Source organism: Phytohabitans aurantiacus (genome assembly GCF_027923225.1).
Classification (GTDB): domain Bacteria; phylum Actinomycetota; class Actinomycetes; order Mycobacteriales; family Micromonosporaceae; genus Phytohabitans; species Phytohabitans aurantiacus.
The window spans coordinates 22828-39939 of the sequence record NZ_BSDI01000001.1; the positions used below are offsets into that span (position 1 = coordinate 22828).

Annotated in this window: 14 protein-coding genes and 1 pseudogene; all 15 read right to left on the minus strand. The window is 68.5% G+C overall.

The features are described 5' to 3' along the window. Nucleotides 1–16: 16 nt before the first annotated feature. Entirely contained in the window at nucleotides 17–1549 is a 1533-nt protein-coding gene (gene nuoN / locus QMG73_RS00105; RefSeq protein WP_281891564.1) for an NADH-quinone oxidoreductase subunit NuoN, read from the minus strand. Beyond that, complete coding sequence (locus QMG73_RS00110; protein WP_281891565.1) at nucleotides 1549–3072, minus strand: NADH-quinone oxidoreductase subunit M; 1524 nt, start codon at nucleotides 3070–3072, stop codon at nucleotides 1549–1551. The genes nuoN and QMG73_RS00110 overlap by 1 nt, the downstream gene beginning before the upstream one ends. Further along, complete coding sequence (gene nuoL, locus QMG73_RS00115) at nucleotides 3069–4991, minus strand: NADH-quinone oxidoreductase subunit L (protein WP_281891566.1); 1923 nt, start codon at nucleotides 4989–4991, stop codon at nucleotides 3069–3071. Before nuoL ends, QMG73_RS00110 begins: the two co-directional genes overlap by 4 nt. A 13-nt stretch (nucleotides 4992–5004) precedes the next feature. Beyond that, the gene (nuoK, locus tag QMG73_RS00120; RefSeq protein WP_281891567.1) at nucleotides 5005–5313 is read right to left on the minus strand and encodes an NADH-quinone oxidoreductase subunit NuoK; all 309 of its coding nucleotides are present in this window, start codon (nucleotides 5311–5313) and stop codon (nucleotides 5005–5007) included. Next, on the minus strand, nucleotides 5310–6044 hold the full coding sequence (locus QMG73_RS00125; RefSeq protein WP_281891568.1) for an NADH-quinone oxidoreductase subunit J: 735 nt from the start codon (nucleotides 6042–6044) through the stop codon (nucleotides 5310–5312). The genes nuoK and QMG73_RS00125 overlap by 4 nt, the downstream gene beginning before the upstream one ends. Then, nucleotides 6041–6619, minus strand: coding sequence for an NADH-quinone oxidoreductase subunit NuoI (gene nuoI / locus QMG73_RS00130; protein WP_309299407.1), 579 nt, complete (start codon nucleotides 6617–6619; stop codon nucleotides 6041–6043). The genes QMG73_RS00125 and nuoI overlap by 4 nt, the downstream gene beginning before the upstream one ends. Next, nucleotides 6616–7968: an NADH-quinone oxidoreductase subunit NuoH gene (gene nuoH, locus QMG73_RS00135; protein WP_281892174.1), complete on the minus strand. Its 1353-nt coding sequence runs from the start codon at nucleotides 7966–7968 to the stop codon at nucleotides 6616–6618. Before nuoH ends, nuoI begins: the two co-directional genes overlap by 4 nt. After that, nucleotides 7962–10394, minus strand: a complete 2433-nt coding sequence (locus tag QMG73_RS00140; RefSeq protein WP_281891569.1) for an NADH-quinone oxidoreductase subunit G — start codon at nucleotides 10392–10394, stop codon at nucleotides 7962–7964. The genes nuoH and QMG73_RS00140 overlap by 7 nt, the downstream gene beginning before the upstream one ends. Further along, nucleotides 10394–11713: an NADH-quinone oxidoreductase subunit NuoF gene (gene nuoF, locus QMG73_RS00145; RefSeq protein ID WP_281891570.1), complete on the minus strand. Its 1320-nt coding sequence runs from the start codon at nucleotides 11711–11713 to the stop codon at nucleotides 10394–10396. Before nuoF ends, QMG73_RS00140 begins: the two co-directional genes overlap by 1 nt. An 8-nt stretch (nucleotides 11714–11721) precedes the next feature. Continuing rightward, nucleotides 11722–12405: pseudogene (nuoE, locus tag QMG73_RS00150) on the minus strand (NADH-quinone oxidoreductase subunit NuoE); the annotation flags it as partial. Beyond that, nucleotides 12402–13718 (minus strand): NADH-quinone oxidoreductase subunit D, encoded by a 1317-nt coding sequence (locus tag QMG73_RS00155; RefSeq protein WP_281891572.1) that lies wholly within the window; start codon nucleotides 13716–13718, stop codon nucleotides 12402–12404. The pseudogene nuoE and the gene QMG73_RS00155, both read right to left, overlap by 4 nt. Beyond that, on the minus strand, nucleotides 13715–14443 hold the full coding sequence (locus tag QMG73_RS00160; protein ID WP_281891574.1) for an NADH-quinone oxidoreductase subunit C: 729 nt from the start codon (nucleotides 14441–14443) through the stop codon (nucleotides 13715–13717). Before QMG73_RS00160 ends, QMG73_RS00155 begins: the two co-directional genes overlap by 4 nt. Continuing rightward, nucleotides 14440–15114: a NuoB/complex I 20 kDa subunit family protein gene (locus QMG73_RS00165; protein ID WP_281891576.1), complete on the minus strand. Its 675-nt coding sequence runs from the start codon at nucleotides 15112–15114 to the stop codon at nucleotides 14440–14442. The genes QMG73_RS00160 and QMG73_RS00165 overlap by 4 nt, the downstream gene beginning before the upstream one ends. A 12-nt stretch (nucleotides 15115–15126) precedes the next feature. Then, entirely contained in the window at nucleotides 15127–15492 is a 366-nt protein-coding gene (locus QMG73_RS00170) for an NADH-quinone oxidoreductase subunit A (protein WP_281891578.1), read from the minus strand. Nucleotides 15493–15561: 69 nt separating this feature from the next. Further along, nucleotides 15562–16824, minus strand: a complete 1263-nt coding sequence (locus QMG73_RS00175) for a geranylgeranyl reductase family protein (protein WP_281891580.1) — start codon at nucleotides 16822–16824, stop codon at nucleotides 15562–15564. Nucleotides 16825–17112: the final 288 nt, after the last annotated feature.

The following is a 17112-nucleotide window of genomic DNA, read 5'->3' on the forward strand; positions in this document are numbered from 1 at the left end:
GGCCCAGTTGTGGCCGTCAACGCACGAAGTCGGCGGCGCTGGTCGTGAGATCCAACAACGGTGCCGGAGCGACGCCGAGCACCAGCGTGGCAACCACGCCGATCACCAGTGCCGCCGCGGTCAGGCCGCCCGGGATCGAGACCGTCGGCGTGGACTCGCCGGGCTCGGAGAGCCACATCATCACGACCACCCGCAGGTACGGGAACGCCAGCAGCATGCTCGTGACCACACCGAACACGACCAGCCACGCCTCGCCCGAGTCGAGCGCCGCACCGAAGACCGCGAACTTCGCGATGAAGCCGCTGGTCAGCGGGATACCGGCGAACGCAAGCAGGATGAAGGTGAAGATGCCCGCGTACAGCGGCGAGCGGCGGCCCAGACCGGCCCAACGGGACAGGTGGGTGGCTTCCCCGTCGGCGTCGCGCACCAGCGTCACCACGCCGAACGCGGCGATCACCGTGAAGCCGTACGCCACCAGGTAGAACATCGTGCTCGACAGGCCGTCCTTGGAAAGCGCCAGCACGCCCACCAGCAGGTAGCCGGCGTTGGCGATCGACGAGTACGCCAGCAGGCGCTTGATGTCGGTCTGCGTCACCGCGAGCACCGCGCCGATGAGCATGGTGAGCACCGCCACAACGCCGAGGATCGGCGTGTAGTCCCACGCCACACCGTCGAAGCCGACGTACAGCACGCGCAGCAGGCCACCGAACGCGGCGACCTTCGTGCACGCGGCCATCAGGCCCGTGATCGGCGTGGGCGCGCCCTGGTACACGTCGGGCGTCCACACGTGGAACGGGGCGGCCGCGGCCTTGAAGAGCAGGCCGATCGCGATCATCGCGAGCCCGGCGTACAGGAGCACGGTGCTCTGGGTCGACTCGGTCACGGAGTCGTGGATGGTGCCGAACTCGACACCACCGGCGAAGCCGTAAACGAGGGCGACGCCGAAGAGGAAGAAGGCCGATGCGTACGCGCCGAGCAGGAAGTACTTGAGCGCTGCCTCCTGGCTGAGCAGGCGGCGACGGCGGGCCAGCGCGCACAGCAGGTACAGCGGCAGGGAGAAGACCTCGAGCGCGACGAACATCGTCAGCAGGTCGTTGGCGGCGACGAAGAGCAGCATGCCGGCGATCGCGAACACGGTGAGCGGGTACACCTCGGTGGCGCCCTGCTCCTTGACGGCCTGCTTGCGGTCGGCCTCGGAGCCAACCGTGATCGCGGCCTGCGCGACGAACGCGCCGCCGTGCTCCATCGCGCGGTCACCGATCAGCAGCAGCGCCATGATGCCGAGCACGATGATCGCGCCCTGCAGGAAGAGCGTCGGCCCGTCGATCGCGACCGCCCCACCCGCCGTGAGCACCCGGGTGTCGGACTGCCAGACGATCACGCTGAGAGCAGCCACCAGCCCGAGGAGGGCGAGGACCAGCTGCGTCACCCTGCGCGCCGCCTTGGGCAGCACGCCCTCGAAGAGCACCCCGACGCAGGCGACGCCGAACAGGATCAACATCGGCGCGACGGCCGCATAGTCGATCTTCGGCAGGCTGAGGTCTTCCATTATTTTGCCGCCTCCGTAACGGCCGGCGCAGGGTCCGATTTCTGGACGTCCTGCATGGTGGCCTGCACAGCCGGGTTGATGACGTCGGTGACCGGCTTGGGATAGAAGCCGAGCACGAGAAGCAGCGCGATCAGCGGTGCGACCACGACCTTCTCCCGCACGGTCAGGTCACGCCGCATCGCGTCCACAGTGGCCAGTGCCGGGTTGAGCGTGCCCTGTGTGGTGCGCTGCACCATCCACAGCACGTACGCGGCGGCCAGGATGATGCCGGCGGTGGCGATCACCGCGACCGTCTTGTTGACCGTGAATGTGCCGATCAGCACCAGGAACTCGGACACGAACGGCGCCGTGCCGGGCAGCGCCAGCGACGCCAGACCGGCGAAGAAGAGCACGCCCGCCAGCAGCGGTACGAGCTTGCCGGCACCGCCGAAGTCGCTGATCAGCGACGAGCCGCGCCGGGCGACGAACATGCCGACCACGAGGAAGAGCAGGCCGGTCGCCAGGCCGTGGTTGAGCATGTACAGCACCGCGCCGGTGCCCGCCTGAGTGGTGAACGCGAAGATGCCGACGCCGATGAACCCGAAGTGGGCGATCGAGGTGTACGACACCAGCCGCTTGAGGTCGTTCTGCCCGACCGCCAGCAGGGCCGCGTAGATGATGCCGATCACCGCGAGGGCGAGGGCGTACGGCGCGAACCAGGTGGACGCCTCGGGGAACAGCGGCAGGCAGTACCGCAGGATGCCGAAGGTGCCGACCTTGTCGAGTACGCCCACCAGCAGCGCCGCCGAACCGGCCGGTGCCGCGCCACCGGCGTCTGGCAGCCAGGTGTGGAACGGGAAGAACGGCGCCTTGATGGCGAACGCCACGAAGAAGCCCAGGAACAGCCAGCGCTCGGTGCCGGTGGAGAAGTCGGCCGACAGCAGCTGCTGCCAGTCGAACGTCTTGCCGCCCAGCGCCCACAGCCCGATCACCGCTGCCAGCATGAAGAGGCCGCCGACCAGCGAGTACAGGAAGAACTTCACCGCGGCGTACTGGCGGCGCTGTCCACCGTACGAGCCGATGAGGAAGTACATCGGCACGAGCATGACCTCGAAGAACACGTAGAACAGGAAGACGTCGGCGGCCGCGAAGACGCCGATCATCGTGCTCTCCAGGGCGAGCAGCAGCGCGAAGTACACCGGCACGCTGCGCCGTGACGCGTCGGCGTCGTGCCAGGAGGCCAGGATGACCAGCGGCACCAGCACCGCGATCAGCAGCAGCATGACCAGCGCGATGCCGTCGACCGCGAACGTGAACTTGGCGTCCCAGGCGGGAATCCAGGTGTACGACTCGCGGAACTGGAAGCGGTCGCCGCCGGCGTCGTACGCGATCCACATGACGACCGCGAGCACCAGCACCGCGAGCGACCAGATGAACGCCACCCGCTTCGCCAGCTCGGGCTTCGCCCGCGGCAGGAACGCCACGATCAGCGCGCCGACCAGCGGCGCGCCGGTCAGGATGGACAGGAACGGAAAGTCACTCACGCCAACCACCCAAGCTGGAGAGCGAGGAACGCGGCCACGACCAGCAGCGCACCCGTGAGCATGGACATCGCGTACGACCGCACGAAGCCGGTCTGGAGGCGACGCAGGCGGCTGGAGCCGCCACCGACCGCGGCGGCGAGCCCGTTGACCAGCCCGTCGATGCCGCGGTTGTCGAGGAAGACGAGCGCCCGGGTGAGGAAGATGCCGGGCTTTTCGAAGACCGCCTCGTTGAACGCGTCGGCGTACAGGTTGCGGCGCGCGGCCGTCACGACCGGGCCGGCGGGCTGCTCCTGCAGCGCGGTGCCGTTGCGGAACAGCGCGTACGCCAAGCCGGCACCGAGCAGCGTGACCACGATGGACAGTGCGGTGATCAGGCCGTGCGACATGACCGCGTGTACCTCTTCGCCCGAGTGGTCACCGAGCGCCGGTACCAGCCAGTCGGGCACCGAGCTGGCCATCAGACCACCGGCAGCCACCGAGCCGACCGCGAGCAGCACGAGCGGCACCGTCATCACCGGCGGCGACTCGTGCGGGTGGTCGATGTCTTCGGTCCACCGCTTCGGCCCGTGGAACGTCAGCACGAAGAGCCGGGTCATGTAGAACGCGGTGACGCCAGCGCCGATCAGCGCGGCCGTGCCGAAGAGCCAGGCCGTCCAACCCTCGCGCTCATAGGCCGCCACGATGATCGGCTCCTTGGAAAAGAAGCCGGACAGCGGCGGCAGGCCGATGATGGCGAGCCACGCCAGACCGAAGGTGGCCCAGGTGATCCGCATGTACCGCCACAGCCCGCCGAACCGCCGGATGTCGGTCTGGTCGTGCATGCCGTGCATCACCGAGCCGGCGCCGAGGAACAGGCCGGCCTTGAAGAAGCCGTGCGCGAGCAGGTGCACGATCGCCAGCGCGTACGCGGCACCGCCGAGCCCGACGCCGAGGAACATGTAGCCGATCTGGGACACCGTCGACCAGGCGAGGACGCGCTTGATGTCGTCCTTGGCGCAGCCGATGATGCAGCCGATCAGCAGCGTGAGCGCGCCGACGCTGACCACGACGGTCTGGAGCGTCTCGTTCGCCGTGAAGATCGGGTTGGACCGGGCGATCAGGTACACGCCCGCGGTCACCATCGTCGCCGCGTGGATGAGGGCGGAGACCGGGGTCGGGCCCTCCATCGCGTCCGGCAACCACGCCTGGAGCGGGAACTGGCCGGACTTGCCCGTGGCGCCGAGCAGCAGGAGCAGGCCCATGATCAGTACGGTGCCCGAGGCGACCGCCCCGATCCCGTTGAACACCTCGTCGTACTGCGTGGTGCCGAGCTGGGCGAACATCAGGAAGATGGCGATCGCGAACCCGGCGTCACCGACGCGGTTCATCAGGAACGCCTTCTTGCCCGCCGTGGCCGCCGAGGGCCGCTCCACCCAGAACGAGATCAGCAGGTACGACGCGAGACCCACGCCTTCCCAGCCGATGTAGAGCATCACGAAGTTGTTGCCCAGCACCAGCAGGAGCATCGCGGCGACGAAGAGGTTGAAGTACCCGAAGAACCGCCGCCGGCCCGCGTCGTGCTCCATGTAGCCCACCGCGTACAGGTGGATCAGGGAGCCGACGCCGGTGATCAGCAGCACGAACACCGCCGACAGCGGGTCGAAGAGCAGGCCGAAGTCGACGTGCAGCGAGCCGACCTCGATGTAGTCGAAGAGGCTCAGCTCGACCGCGCGGTTGTCGAGGCCGCGGAGCTGGAAGAAGTACGTCAGGCCCAGCACGAAGGAGACCCCGACGCTGGCCACTCCGAGCCAGTGCCCCCACTTGTCGGCGCGCTTGCCGAGCAGCAGCAGGATCGCCGCGCTGGCCAGCGGGATGGCGATCAGCAGCCAGACGCTGGAGAGCAGCCCGCTGGCGTGCGCGTATTCCACGGTGTCGTGCATTTCCGCCTCAGTCTCAGTACTTCAGCAGGTTGGCGTCGTCGACGCTGGCCGACCGGCGCGTACGGAAGATGGACATGATGATGGCGAGGCCGACGACCACCTCGGCGGCGGCCACCACCATGACGAAGAACGCCATGATCTGGCCGTCGAGGTTGCCGTTCATCCGGCTGAACGTCACGAGCGCGAGGTTGGCCGCGTTCAGCATCAGCTCGACGCACATGAACAGCACGATCGCGTTGCGCCGGATCAGGACCCCGATCGCGCCGATGGTGAACAGCACCGCCGCGAGCACCAGGTACCACTCGGGATTCGTCGCACTCACTTCTCTGTCCCCTTAGGCGCCGACTCCGAGGACGTCAGCTCGCGTACGGGCAGGATCTTGGAGATGCTGCGGTCGGTCAGCGTGCCGTCGGGCAGGCGACCCGGCGTGGCGACCGAGTCTGACGTGGCGTACACGCCAGGGCCGGGCTTCGGACCGGGGTAGTTGCCGGGGTAGAACCGGGCCCGCATGGTCTCGGGCTGGCCGCGCTTCTCACCCTTGCGCCGCTCCTTGTGCGCCAGCACCATCGCGCCCACCGCCGCCGTGATCAGCAGCGCCGAGGTCACCTCGAAGGCGAAGACGTACTTGGTGAACAGCAGCCGTGCGATGCCCTCGACGTTGCCCTGCGCGTTGGCCTGCTCCAGCCCGGCGGGCGTGACGTTGTCCATTGCGCGGTACACGCCGGTGCCGACCATCGCCGCGAACCCGATGCCCAGCAGGACAGCGGCGACCCGCTGGCCGCGCAACGTTTCTATGAGCGAGTCGGACGCGTCCCGGCCGACCAGCATCAGCACGAAGAGGAACAGCATCATGATGGCGCCGGTGTAGACGATGATCTGCGCCATGCCGATGAACGGCGCCGACTGCAGCACGTAGAACACACCGATGCTCAGCATCGTCAGCACGAGCCACAGTGCCGAGTGGATCGCGTTGCGGGCCAGCACCATGCCGATCGCGCCGACCAGTGCCGGCCAGACCAGGATCCAGAAGGTGACGGCTTCGCCGGTGCTCATGCGGTTGCCCCCGATCCGTCCGCGGTCTCCCGGTCGGACCACGGCGCCCGCTCGGCACCCGCCGAGGTGCCCGGGTTCGTCAGCGCGCCGACGTAGTAGTCCTTCTCGGTCTCGCCGAGGTACATCTCGTGCGGCGGCTGCTCCATGCCCGGCAGCAGCGGCGCGAGCAGCTGCTCCTTCGTGAAGATCAGGTCCTTGCGGGAGTCGCGGGCCAGCTCGTACTCGTTGCTCATGGTCAGCGACCGGGTCGGGCAGGCCTCGATGCACAGTCCACAGAAGATGCAGCGGGCATAGTTGATCTGGTACGTGGCCGCGTACCGCTCGCCCGGGGAGAAGCGTGCCTCTTCGGTGTTGTCGGCGCCCTCGACATAGATGGCGTCCGCCGGGCAGGCCCAAGCGCACAGCTCACAGCCGATGCACTTCTCCAGGCCGTCCGGGTGCCGGTTGAGGATGTGCCGCCCGTGGTAGCGCGGCGCCGTCACCGGGGTCTCGAACGGGTACTTTGTGGTCACCGTCTTGCGGAACATGTGGGCGAAGGTGACCCCGAAGCCCTTCACAGCGCCCAATGCGCTCATTCTTGCTCTCCTTCGGGTGCGGCGCCGACGTTGGCCGGCTCCCGTTCGGCCACCGCGCGGCGGGCCCGCGGGCTCGGCGGCACCTGGAGGTCCATGGGCGGCAACGGGAAGCTACCGGCCGGACGCGACTTGGCGAGCTCCTCCAGCGTGGGCGCCGGTGGCTTCTTCTTCGACGGCCACAGCAGCGCCGCGAGGAGTGCCGCGACGATGGCGCCCGCGAGGATCAGGTTTCGCGAGGTGCTGTCGACGTCTTCGCGCAGCACCTTGATGGCGGCGAGAACGAGGATCCACACCAGGTTGATCGGCAGCAGCACCCGCCAACCGAGCCGCATGAACGTGTCGTAACGCATCCGGGGCAGCGTCGCCCGCAGCCATACGAACACGAACAGCATGATGACGATCTTGGCGGTGATCCACAGCAGCGGCCACCAGCCGGAGTTGGCGCCCGCCCAGAACGTGGTGATGGGCGCCGGTGCCCGCCAACCGCCCAGGAACAGCGTGGTCACCATCGCGGACATGCCGACCATGGCCACGTACTCGGACATCATGAAGAGCAGGAACTTCAGCGACGAGTACTCGGTCATGTAGCCGGCGACGAGCTCGGACTCGGCCTCGGGCAGGTCGAACGGCGCCCGGTTGGTCTCACCGACCGCCGCGATGCAGAAGATCAGGAAACTGGGGATCAGCAGGATCGCGTACCAGCCGGGCGCGGTCAGGTCCAAGCCGAAGAAGCTGATCGGCTGGCCGCTGCGCTGCGCCGCGACGATCTGGCTGGTGGACGCCGATCCGGCGGTCATGAACACCGCCACGATCGACAGGCCCATCGAGACCTCGTACGAGATCATCTGGGCGCTCGACCGCAGGCCGCCGAGGAGCGGGTACGTCGAGCCGGATGCCCAGCCGCCGAGCACGATGCCGTAGACCGCCATGCCGGAGCAGGCGAAGACCAGCAGCACCGAGACCGGTACGTCGGTGACCTGCAGCGCCGTCTTGTGGCCGAAGATGCTCACCATCGGGCCGAACGGGATCACCGACAGCGCCGTGAACCCGCAGATCACCGCGATCGTGGGCGCGAAGAAGAAGACGACCTTGTCCGCGGTGCGCGGCATGATGTCTTCCTTGAACGCGCCCTTCAGACCGTCGGCGAGCGTCTGCAGCAGGCCGAACGGCCCGGCCTGGTTGAGGCCGGGACGCACCGCCATGCGAGCCACGACGCGGCGCTCGAACCACACGCCGAGCAGCGTCATCACCAAACCGAAGACGAAGATCGCAACGATCTTGGCGATGATCAGCCACCACGGATCGTGGCCGAAGTCCTGAAGGGTCGGATCCTGGGCGACGATCATGATGCCCCCTTCGAGAGCCGTACCACCGCGCCCGCCGTGACGCCGAGCGCGCGGCGGACGGTCGAGCCCGGAGAGTTCGTCGGCAGCCAGACGACCGTGTCGGGCAGCTCGGTGAGCGCGGCCGGCAACGTGATCGCCCCGCGGTCGGTGCCGACGGTCACCGCGTCACCCTCGGCCACGCCGAGACGCTCGGCGGCGGCCTTCGACAGCCGGACCACCGGCGGCCGGGCGGTGCCGCCCAGGTGCTCGTCGCCGTCGGTCAGGCTGCCCAGGTCGATGAGGTGGTGCCAGGTCGCCAGCACCGCTTCACCGGGGCCCGGCTGCGCCACCGGTCGCGAGGCCGCCAGCGGAGCGGCCGGCCGCTCCGCGCGGGTCGCGGGAAGCGCGCCCAGCTCGCGGCGGACCAGGTTGACCTGACCGGTGCCAAGCTGGATGCCGAGCTGCGCGGCGAGCGCGTCGAGCACCCGGCCGTCGGTCATCGCCGTCGTCTCCAGGACCGCCTCGAACGTGCGCAGGCGCCCTTCCCAGTCGACGAAGCTGCCGGCCTTCTCGACCACCGGGGCGACCGGGAAGACCACATCGGCGCGGCGGCTGACCGCGCTGTTTCGCACCTCGAAGCTGATCAGGAACGGCACCGCGTCGAGCGCCTGCTCGGCGAGACGGGGGTCGGACAGGTCGGCGGGGTCGACGCCGGCGACGACCAGCGCGCCGATCCGGCCGGCGGCCGCCGCCGCGATGATCCCGTCGGTGTCGCGGCCGGCCTGGCTCGGGATGACGCCGGCCTCGAGGTCCCACGCCCCCGCCAGCTCGGCGCGCGCGGCCGCGTCGGTGACGAGGCGCCCGCCGGGCAACAGGTTGGGAAGGCATCCGGCGTCGACAGCGCCGCGGTCACCCGCGCGCCGCGGCACCCAGGCCAGCTTCGCTCCGGTACGCGCGGCGAGCGAAGCGGCGGCCGACAGTCCACCAGGGACGGTGGCGAGCCGCTCGCCGACGATCAGGATCGCGCCCTCGGTGCGCAGCGCCTCGGCGAAGCGCTCGTCGTCGGACAGCACCCGGGCCTCGTCGCCCGGCACCGTGATGCCCACCGAGGCGCCCAGCTTCTCCAGGCCCCGGCTGACGAACGGCGCCAGCGCCAGCACCTTCTGCTTGCCCTTCCGGACCGCCTTGCGCAGCCGGAGGAACAGGATCGGGCACTCCTCTTCGGGCTCCAGCCCGACGAGGACCACGATCGGCGCCTTCTCGACGTCGGCGTAGGTGACCTCGGTGCTGCCCACCACCGTGCTCGCCAGGAAGTCGGTCTCCTCAGCGGAGACCGGCCGGGCACGGAAGTCGATGTCGTTGGTGCGCAGGGCCACCCGGGCGAACTTCGCGTAGGCGTACGCGTCTTCGACCGTCAGCCGGCCACCGGTCAGTACGCCGATGCCGTGCGCGCCGTCGCGGGCCTTGCGCAGCCCCTCGGCCGCCACGGAGAGCGCCTCCGACCAGGGTGCCTCGCGCAGCTCACCGGTCTTGGCGTCACGCACCAGCGGCGTGGTGAGCCGGTCGAACGCGGTGGCGTACTGGAAACCCCACCGGCCCTTGTCGCAGTTCCACTCCTCGTTGACCGCCGCGTCGTCGCCGGCCAGCCGGCGCAGCACCTTGCCACGGCGGTGGTCGGTGCGCTGGGCGCAGCCGGCCGAGCAGTGCTCACACACGCTCGGCGAGGAGACCAGGTCGAACGGGCGGGCGCGGAACCGGTACTGGGCACCGGTGAGCGCACCCACCGGGCAGATCTGCACCGTGTTGCCGGAGAAGTAGGAGTTGAACGGGACATCGCCCTCGGGGTTCTCCGACTCTTCGCCGAAGAAGTCGTCCCGGTACACGTTGATCTGCTCGCCCGACGACCGGTCCATCAGGTCGATGAACTTGTCACCGGCGATCTCGTCGGAGAAGCGCGTACAGCGCTGGCAGAGCACGCACCGCTCGCGGTCCAGCAGCACCTGCGTCGAGATCGGCAGCGGCTTCGGGTACTCGCGCTTGTGCTCGTGGAAGCGCGAGTCGGCGCGGCCGGTCGACATCGCCTGGTTCTGCAGTGGACACTCGCCGCCCTTGTCGCACATGGGGCAGTCGAGCGGGTGGTTGATGAGCAGCAGCTCCATGATCCCGGCCTGTGCCTTGTCGGCGACCGGGGAGGTGAGCTGCGTCTTGACCACCATGCCGTCGGCCACCGTCTGGGTGCAGGAGGCGACCGGCTTGCGCTGGCCCTCCACCTCGACGAGGCACTGCCGGCAGGCGCCCGCCGGAGCGAGCAGCGGGTGGTCGCAGAACCGCGGGATCTCGATGCCCAACTGCTCGGCGACCCGGATGAGCAGCGCGCCCTTGGGCGCGGTCACCTCGACGCCGTCGATCGTGAGCGTGACGGTGTCCGCCTTCTTGGCGACGTCGGTCATCAGTGCGCTCCAACCAACTGCTTCGCGGACAACTTCGGCGGGGTCCGACCCTCGATGTAGTCCAGGTAGTCCTGCTTGAAGTACTGCAGCGAGGACGTCACCGGGCTGGTCGCACCGTCACCGAGGCCGCAGAACGAGCGGCCGAGGATGTTGTCGCAGGTGTCTAGCAGGGTGTCGAGGTCTTCGAACGTGCCCTCACCGGAGAGGATGCGGCGGTAGACCCGCACCATCCAGAAGTTGCCCTCACGACACGGCGTGCACTTGCCGCACGACTCGTGGTGGTAGAACTCCAGCCACTTGTAGGTCGCGTAGACCGGGCAGTCCTGGTCGGAGAAGAGCTGGGTCGCCGTGGTGCCGAGGATCGAACCGGCGGCCGCGACCGACTCGAAGTCGAGCGGTACGTCCATGTGCTCGGCGGTCAGCAGCGGCGTCGACGAGCCGCCCGGCGTCCAGAACTTCAGGTTGTGACCCGGCTGCATCCCGCCGGCCAGCTCGATCAGCTCGCGAAGCGTGACGCCGAGCCCGCACTCGTACTGCCCGGGGTTGTTGATCCGGCCGGACAGCGAGTAGATCATCGGGCCGGCCGACTTCTCGGTGCCCATCGTCTTCCACCAGGCGGCCCCGCCCAGCACGATGTACGGCACGCTGGCGATCGTGCCGACGTTGTTGACCACCGTGGGGCTGGCGTACAGGCCGTGGGTCGCGGGGAACGGCGGGCGGAGGCGGGGCTGCCCGCGGAAGCCCTCCAGCGAGTCGAGCAACGCCGTTTCCTCGCCACAGATGTAGGCGCCCGCACCACTGTGGACGACCACGTCGAGGTCGAGCCCGGAACCGAGGATGTTGGTGCCTAGGTACCCCGCCTTGTATGCCTCGTCGACCGCGTTGCGCAGCCGGCGAGCGGCGTTGACCGCCTCACCACGGATGTAGATGTAGGCGCGGTTGGCGCGGATGGCGTACGACGCGATGATCACGCCCTCGATGAGCGAGTGCGGGTCGTGCGTCATCAGGGGCAGGTCCTTGCAGGTGCCCGGCTCGCCCTCGTCTGCGTTGACCACGAGGTAGTGCGGCTTGCCGTCGTTCTGCGGGATGAAGCCCCACTTCAGGCCGGTCGGGAAGCCCGCACCGCCCCGGCCGCGCAGGCCCGAGTCCTTGATGAGCTGGATCAGGTCGTCAGGGTGGGCGGCCAGCGCCTTGCGCAGCGCGGCGTACCCGTCGAGCTGCTCGTACACGTCGAGGCGCCACGCCTCCGGCGACAGCCAGCGCTTCGTCAGTACCGGAGTGAGCTTTTCCAGCACCTCGCGCCGAGGGGCAGTGCTCATTTCGCCTCCTGCGCCTTGATGGGCGTCTCCGGATCGAACCCGGGGACGCTGATCCCGTGCTCCTGAGCCAGCCGCACCCCGCGGAGGGTGGGCTCGCCCGCGACGCCGTCGGCGACGCCCTCCGGCCGGTCGTCGGCGAAGCCGGCGAGCTGCACCGCCATCTCCTTGAGGGTGCAGAGCCGGGCACCGCGGCTCGGCATCGGCCGCTCGCCGCCGCGCAGCTTCTCCACAAGGCCGACCGCCCCGTCGGCGTCGACCTTGTCGAAGAACTCGTAGTTGACGGTCATGACGGGGCCGTAGTCGCAGGCGGCCAGGCACTCGGCGTGCTCCAGCGTGATGCTGCCGTCGGCGGTGGTCTCCTCGTGCCCGACACCAAGGTGCTCGGTGAGCCGGTCGTAGACCTCCTGGCCACCGAGCACATTGCACATCGTGTTGGTGCAGACGCTGACCAGCCAGTCAGCGGTGGGCCGGCGCTTGTACATCGTGTAGAAGGTCGCCACCGCACCGACCTGGGCCTTGGTGATGCCCAGGACCTCGGCGCAGAACTCGACGCCGGCCGGCGAGACGTGCCCTTCCTCCGCCTGCACGAGGTGCAGCAGGGGCAGCAGGGCCGAACGCGACCGGTCGGCGGGGTACCGCGCGACGATCTCCTTCGCCTTGGCCCTGAGGTCGTCGGAATACTGCACTGTCATCGGTCACATCCACCCATCACGGGGTCCAGCGAGGCGCCGCCGGCGATCACGTCGGCGATCAGGCCACCCTCGGCCATCGCGGGGATGGCCTGGAGGTTGATGAAGCTCGGCTCCCGGTAGTGCACCCGGTAGGGCCGGGTGCCGCCGTCGGAGACCGCGTGCACGCCGAGCTCGCCGCGCGGCGACTCGATGCCCACGTACACCTGGCCCGGCGGGACCCGGAAGCCTTCGGTCACGAGCTTGAAGTGGTGGATCAGGGACTCCATCGACTGGCCCATGATCTTCGCGACGTGTTCGAGCGAGTTGCCCATGCCGTCGACGCCGATCGCGAGCTGCGCCGGCCAGGCGATCTTCTTGTCGGCCACCATGATCGGGCCAGGCTTGAGCCGGTCGAGCGCCTGCTCGACGAGCTTCAGCGACTCGCGAATCTCGGCGACCCGCACCAGGTACCTGCCCCACACGTCGCCGGTGGTCGTGGTCGGCACGTCGAACTCGTACGTCTCGTAGCCGCAGTACGGCATGGTCTTGCGCATGTCCCAGGGCAGGCCCGCCGACCGCAGCACCGGGCCGGTGATGCCGAGCGCGAGGCAGCCGGTCACGTCGAGCACCGCGACGTCCTTGGTGCGCTGGTGCCAGATCGGCTGGCCGGAGAGCAGGTCCTCGTACTCCTTGAGCTTCTTGGGCATCAGCTCCAGGAACTCGCGGATCTTCTTGACCGCCTCTTCGGGCACGTCCTGCGCGACCCCGCCCGGCCGGACGTACGCCATGTTCATGCGCAGCCCGGTGATCATCTCGAAGATCTCGAGGATGTACTCACGCTCGCGGAAGCCGTACAGCATCATCGAGATCGCGCCGAGCTCCATGCCGGTCGTCGCCAGCCACACCAGGTGCGACGAGATCCGGTTGAGCTCCATCATGAGCACCCGGATCGTCGTGGCCCGCTCGGTGATCTGGTCTTCGATGCCGAGGAGCTTCTCGACCGCGAGCGCGTACGCCGTCTCGTTGAAGATCGGCGCCAGGTAGTCCATGCGGGTCACGAACGTCGAACCCTGCACCCAGTTGCGGTACTCGAGGTTCTTCTCAATGCCCGTGTGCAGGTATCCGACGACCAGCCGGCACTCGCGGACGGTCTCGCCTTCGAGCTCGAGCACCAGCCGGAGCACGCCGTGCGTCGACGGGTGTTGCGGGCCCATGTTGACGACGATGTGCTCGGCCTCGATGGGGTCGACCCCGCCGACGACGGTGTCCCAGTCGCCGCCGGTGACGTTGAAGACCTTGCCTTCGGTCGTCTCTCGCTCGGTCGCGTACGTCATTGGTAGCTCCTCCGCTTGTCCGGCGGTGGGATTTCGGCACCCTTGTATTCGACCGGCACGCCGCCGAGCGGGTAGTCCTTCCGCTGCGGGAAGCCTTCCCAGTCGTCCGGCATGAGAACCCGGGTGAGGTTGGGGTGGCCCTCGAAGATGACGCCGAAGAAGTCGTACGTCTCCCGCTCCTGCCAGTCGGCGGTCGGGTAGACGCTCGTCACGCTCGGCACCCGCGGGTTGTCGGCGGTGACCGCGACCTCCAGCCGCACGCGCCGGCGGTACGTCATCGAGGTCAGGTGGTAGACGACGTGCAGCCGGCGCTCGTCGGCACCGAGGTAGTCGGCACCAGACACGCTGGAGCACAGCTCGAAGCGCAGCGACTCGTCGTCGCGCATCACCTGACAGACCTCGAGGATCCGCTCCGGCTTGATGTGCAGGGTCAGCTCGCCCCGGTCGACGACGACCTTCTCGATCGCGTCGTCCAGCCCCGGAAAGGCTTCTTCCAGAGCGTCGTACACCTCGTCGAAGTAGCCGCCGAACGGCCGCTCCGCGCCACCGGGCGCCACCCGGCGCCGCACCAGGCCACCGAAGCCCGACGTGTCACCGCTGCCCTGGATGCCGAACATGCCGCGGCCCGCACGGCTGGACGGCGGGTACTCGGCCGGCGCACCGGCGGTCGCACCGACCGGCGGCGCCTCGGCCGGTACCGAGCTCTTGTCGACGCTGTCAGTCACCAACGTCCCCCTGCCTGCAGATGCCTCTGCTCCTGCATCCACTTCTCGATGCGGAGTTGCTCCTCGCGGCCTTCCTTGACTGCCTGCGTCCACTCGACACGCTTCGCCGAGTCGGAGCGGTACGACGAGGGCATGGAACCGGGTGCGACCACCGGCACGTCACCGCGGGCCTTGCGCGCCTCGAGCATCTTGCGGCCGTTCGCGCCGAGCGGCTCTTGCATGATCTTCTCGCGCAGCTTCAGGATCGCGTCGATCAACATCTCCGGACGCGGCGGGCAGCCCGGCAGGTACATGTCGACGGGCACCACGTGGTCGACGCCCTGCACGATCGCGTAGTTGTTGAACATGCCACCGCTGCTCGCGCAGACGCCCATCGAGAGCACCCAGCGCGGCTCGGCCATCTGGTCGTAGATCTGGCGGAGCACCGGGGCCATCTTCTGGCTCACCCGGCCCGCCACGATCATCAGGTCGGCCTGGCGCGGCGAGGCGCGGAAGACCTCCATGCCCCAACGACCGAGGTCGTAGTGCGGGGCACCCGCGGCCATCATCTCGATGGCGCAGCAGGCGAGACCGAACGTCGCGCCCCACGTCGAGGTCTTGCGGGTCCAGTTGACCAGCTTCTCGACGGAGGTCAGCAGGATGCCGCTCGGCAGCTTCTCTTCGATACCCATGGCGCTAGATCCTCAGTCCCAGTCCAGCCCGCCGCGCCGCCAGACATAGGCGTACGCGATGAAGACCGTCCCAATGAAGAGCAGCATCTCCACGAACCCGAAGAGGCCGAGCGAGTCGAACGACACGGCCCACGGGTACAGGAAGATGATTTCGATGTCGAAGACGATGAACAGCATCGCGGTCAGATAGAACTTGACCGGGACGCGACCGCCACCGATTGGCTCGGGCGACGGCTCGATGCCGCACTCGTACGCGGCGAGCTTGGCCTTGTTGAAGCGACGTGGGCCCAGGAACGGCGCGATCGCGACCGACATGACCGCGAAACCCGCGGCGAGAGCGAACATCCCGATGATGGGTACGTAAGGCGAGAGCGACATCGTGTTTCCCCTGCTCGTCCTTTCCCTGCCTTGCCTCGGTCACGTCACACTATTGGGCAACCCACACCGTCATACGGCGGGGGCCACCCTGGTCATCGCATTGATGATCCGGTCCATCGCGTCGCCACCACGCGGATCGGTCAGGTTGGCCAGCAGCTTCAGCACGAACCGCATCAGCGTCGGGTGCGGCATGCCGTGCTTCGTGGCGATCTTCATGATCTGCGGGTTGCCGATGAGCTTCACGAAAACGTTGCCGAGCCGGTAGTAGCCGCCGTACCGCGCCTTGAGCTCGGCCGGGTATGCGGCGAGCGCACGCTCCCTGGCCGGGCCGGCTGGACGAGCCAGCGCCTGCACGGCCACCTCGGCGGCCAACTCGCCCGACTCCATCGCGTACGCGATGCCTTCGCCGTTGAAGGGGTTGACCATACCGCCGGAGTCGCCGACCAGCAGCACACCCCGCGTGTAGTGCGGCACCCGGTTGAAGCCCATCGGCAGCGCCGCGCCCAGGATCGGGCCGTCGGCGTTGGCCTCGTCGTTCATGCCCCACTCCGGCGGGGTGCTGCCGAGCCAGTCGACCAGCAGCCGCCGGTAGTTCGTCTTGCCGAACGCGGCCGAGCTGTTGAGCACGCCGAGCCCGACGTTCACCCGACCGTCGCCCATGCCGAAAATCCAGCCGTATCCGGGCAGCAGCTTGTCGCCAGCTTCCTTGCTACGCAGCTCGAGCCACGACTCCAGGTAGTCGTCTTCGTGCCGGAGCGGCGAGTGGTAATACCGCCGGACCGCGACACCGATCGGGCGATCCTCGCGCTTGGCGAGGCCCAGGGCGAGCGGAAACCGGCCGGAGACCCCGTCGGCCGCGATCGTGAGCGGCGCGCGGAACTCCTGCTCCTCACCGTCGATCTCGGCCACCACGCCGATGGCGCGATCGGTGGCGTCGAGGATCGGCCGGAGGACGTTGGCCTTGGTGTACAGCTTCGCGCCAGCGGCGACCGCCTGCTTGGCGAGCATGTCGTCGAAGTCGAGGCGGGTGCGCACGAGGCCGTAGTCGGGGAAGCTGGCGAGCTCCGGCCAGTCCAACTCCAGGCGTACGCCGCCGCCGATGACGCGCAGACCCTTGTTACGCAGCCAGCCGTTTTCCGGACTGGTGTCGATGCCCAGCTTGACGATCTGCTTGACCGCGCGGGGGGTGAGCCCGTCGCCGCAGACCTTCTCGCGGGGAAACTCGGTCTTCTCCAGCAACAGCACCCGGAGACCGTGCCGGGCCAGGTGGTAGGCGGTTGTCGAACCGCCCGGACCGGCGCCTACGACGATGACGTCGGCTTCGTCGGTCACCGGTTCACCTCCAGTCGGGCGCTAGTGAAATGCTTCACAAGCGTTTCCGAGTTGGAGTCTAGAACCGCCCAGGGCCCCTTCCGGGCTTAGGTCACCCTAACCCCCGCAGCCTGCGCCGCTCGCACACCCACTTCCGTCGATCAAGGACAAATACATGTGCTTGGATCTCCGATCCGCGTGCATTTGTCCTTGATCGACGCAGGTCGCCTTGATCGGTTAGGCGCCGGACTCGTCCGCCGCCACCTCTGATCCGTGCGGACCGCGCGGCAACCGTGATCAGGGCGTCCC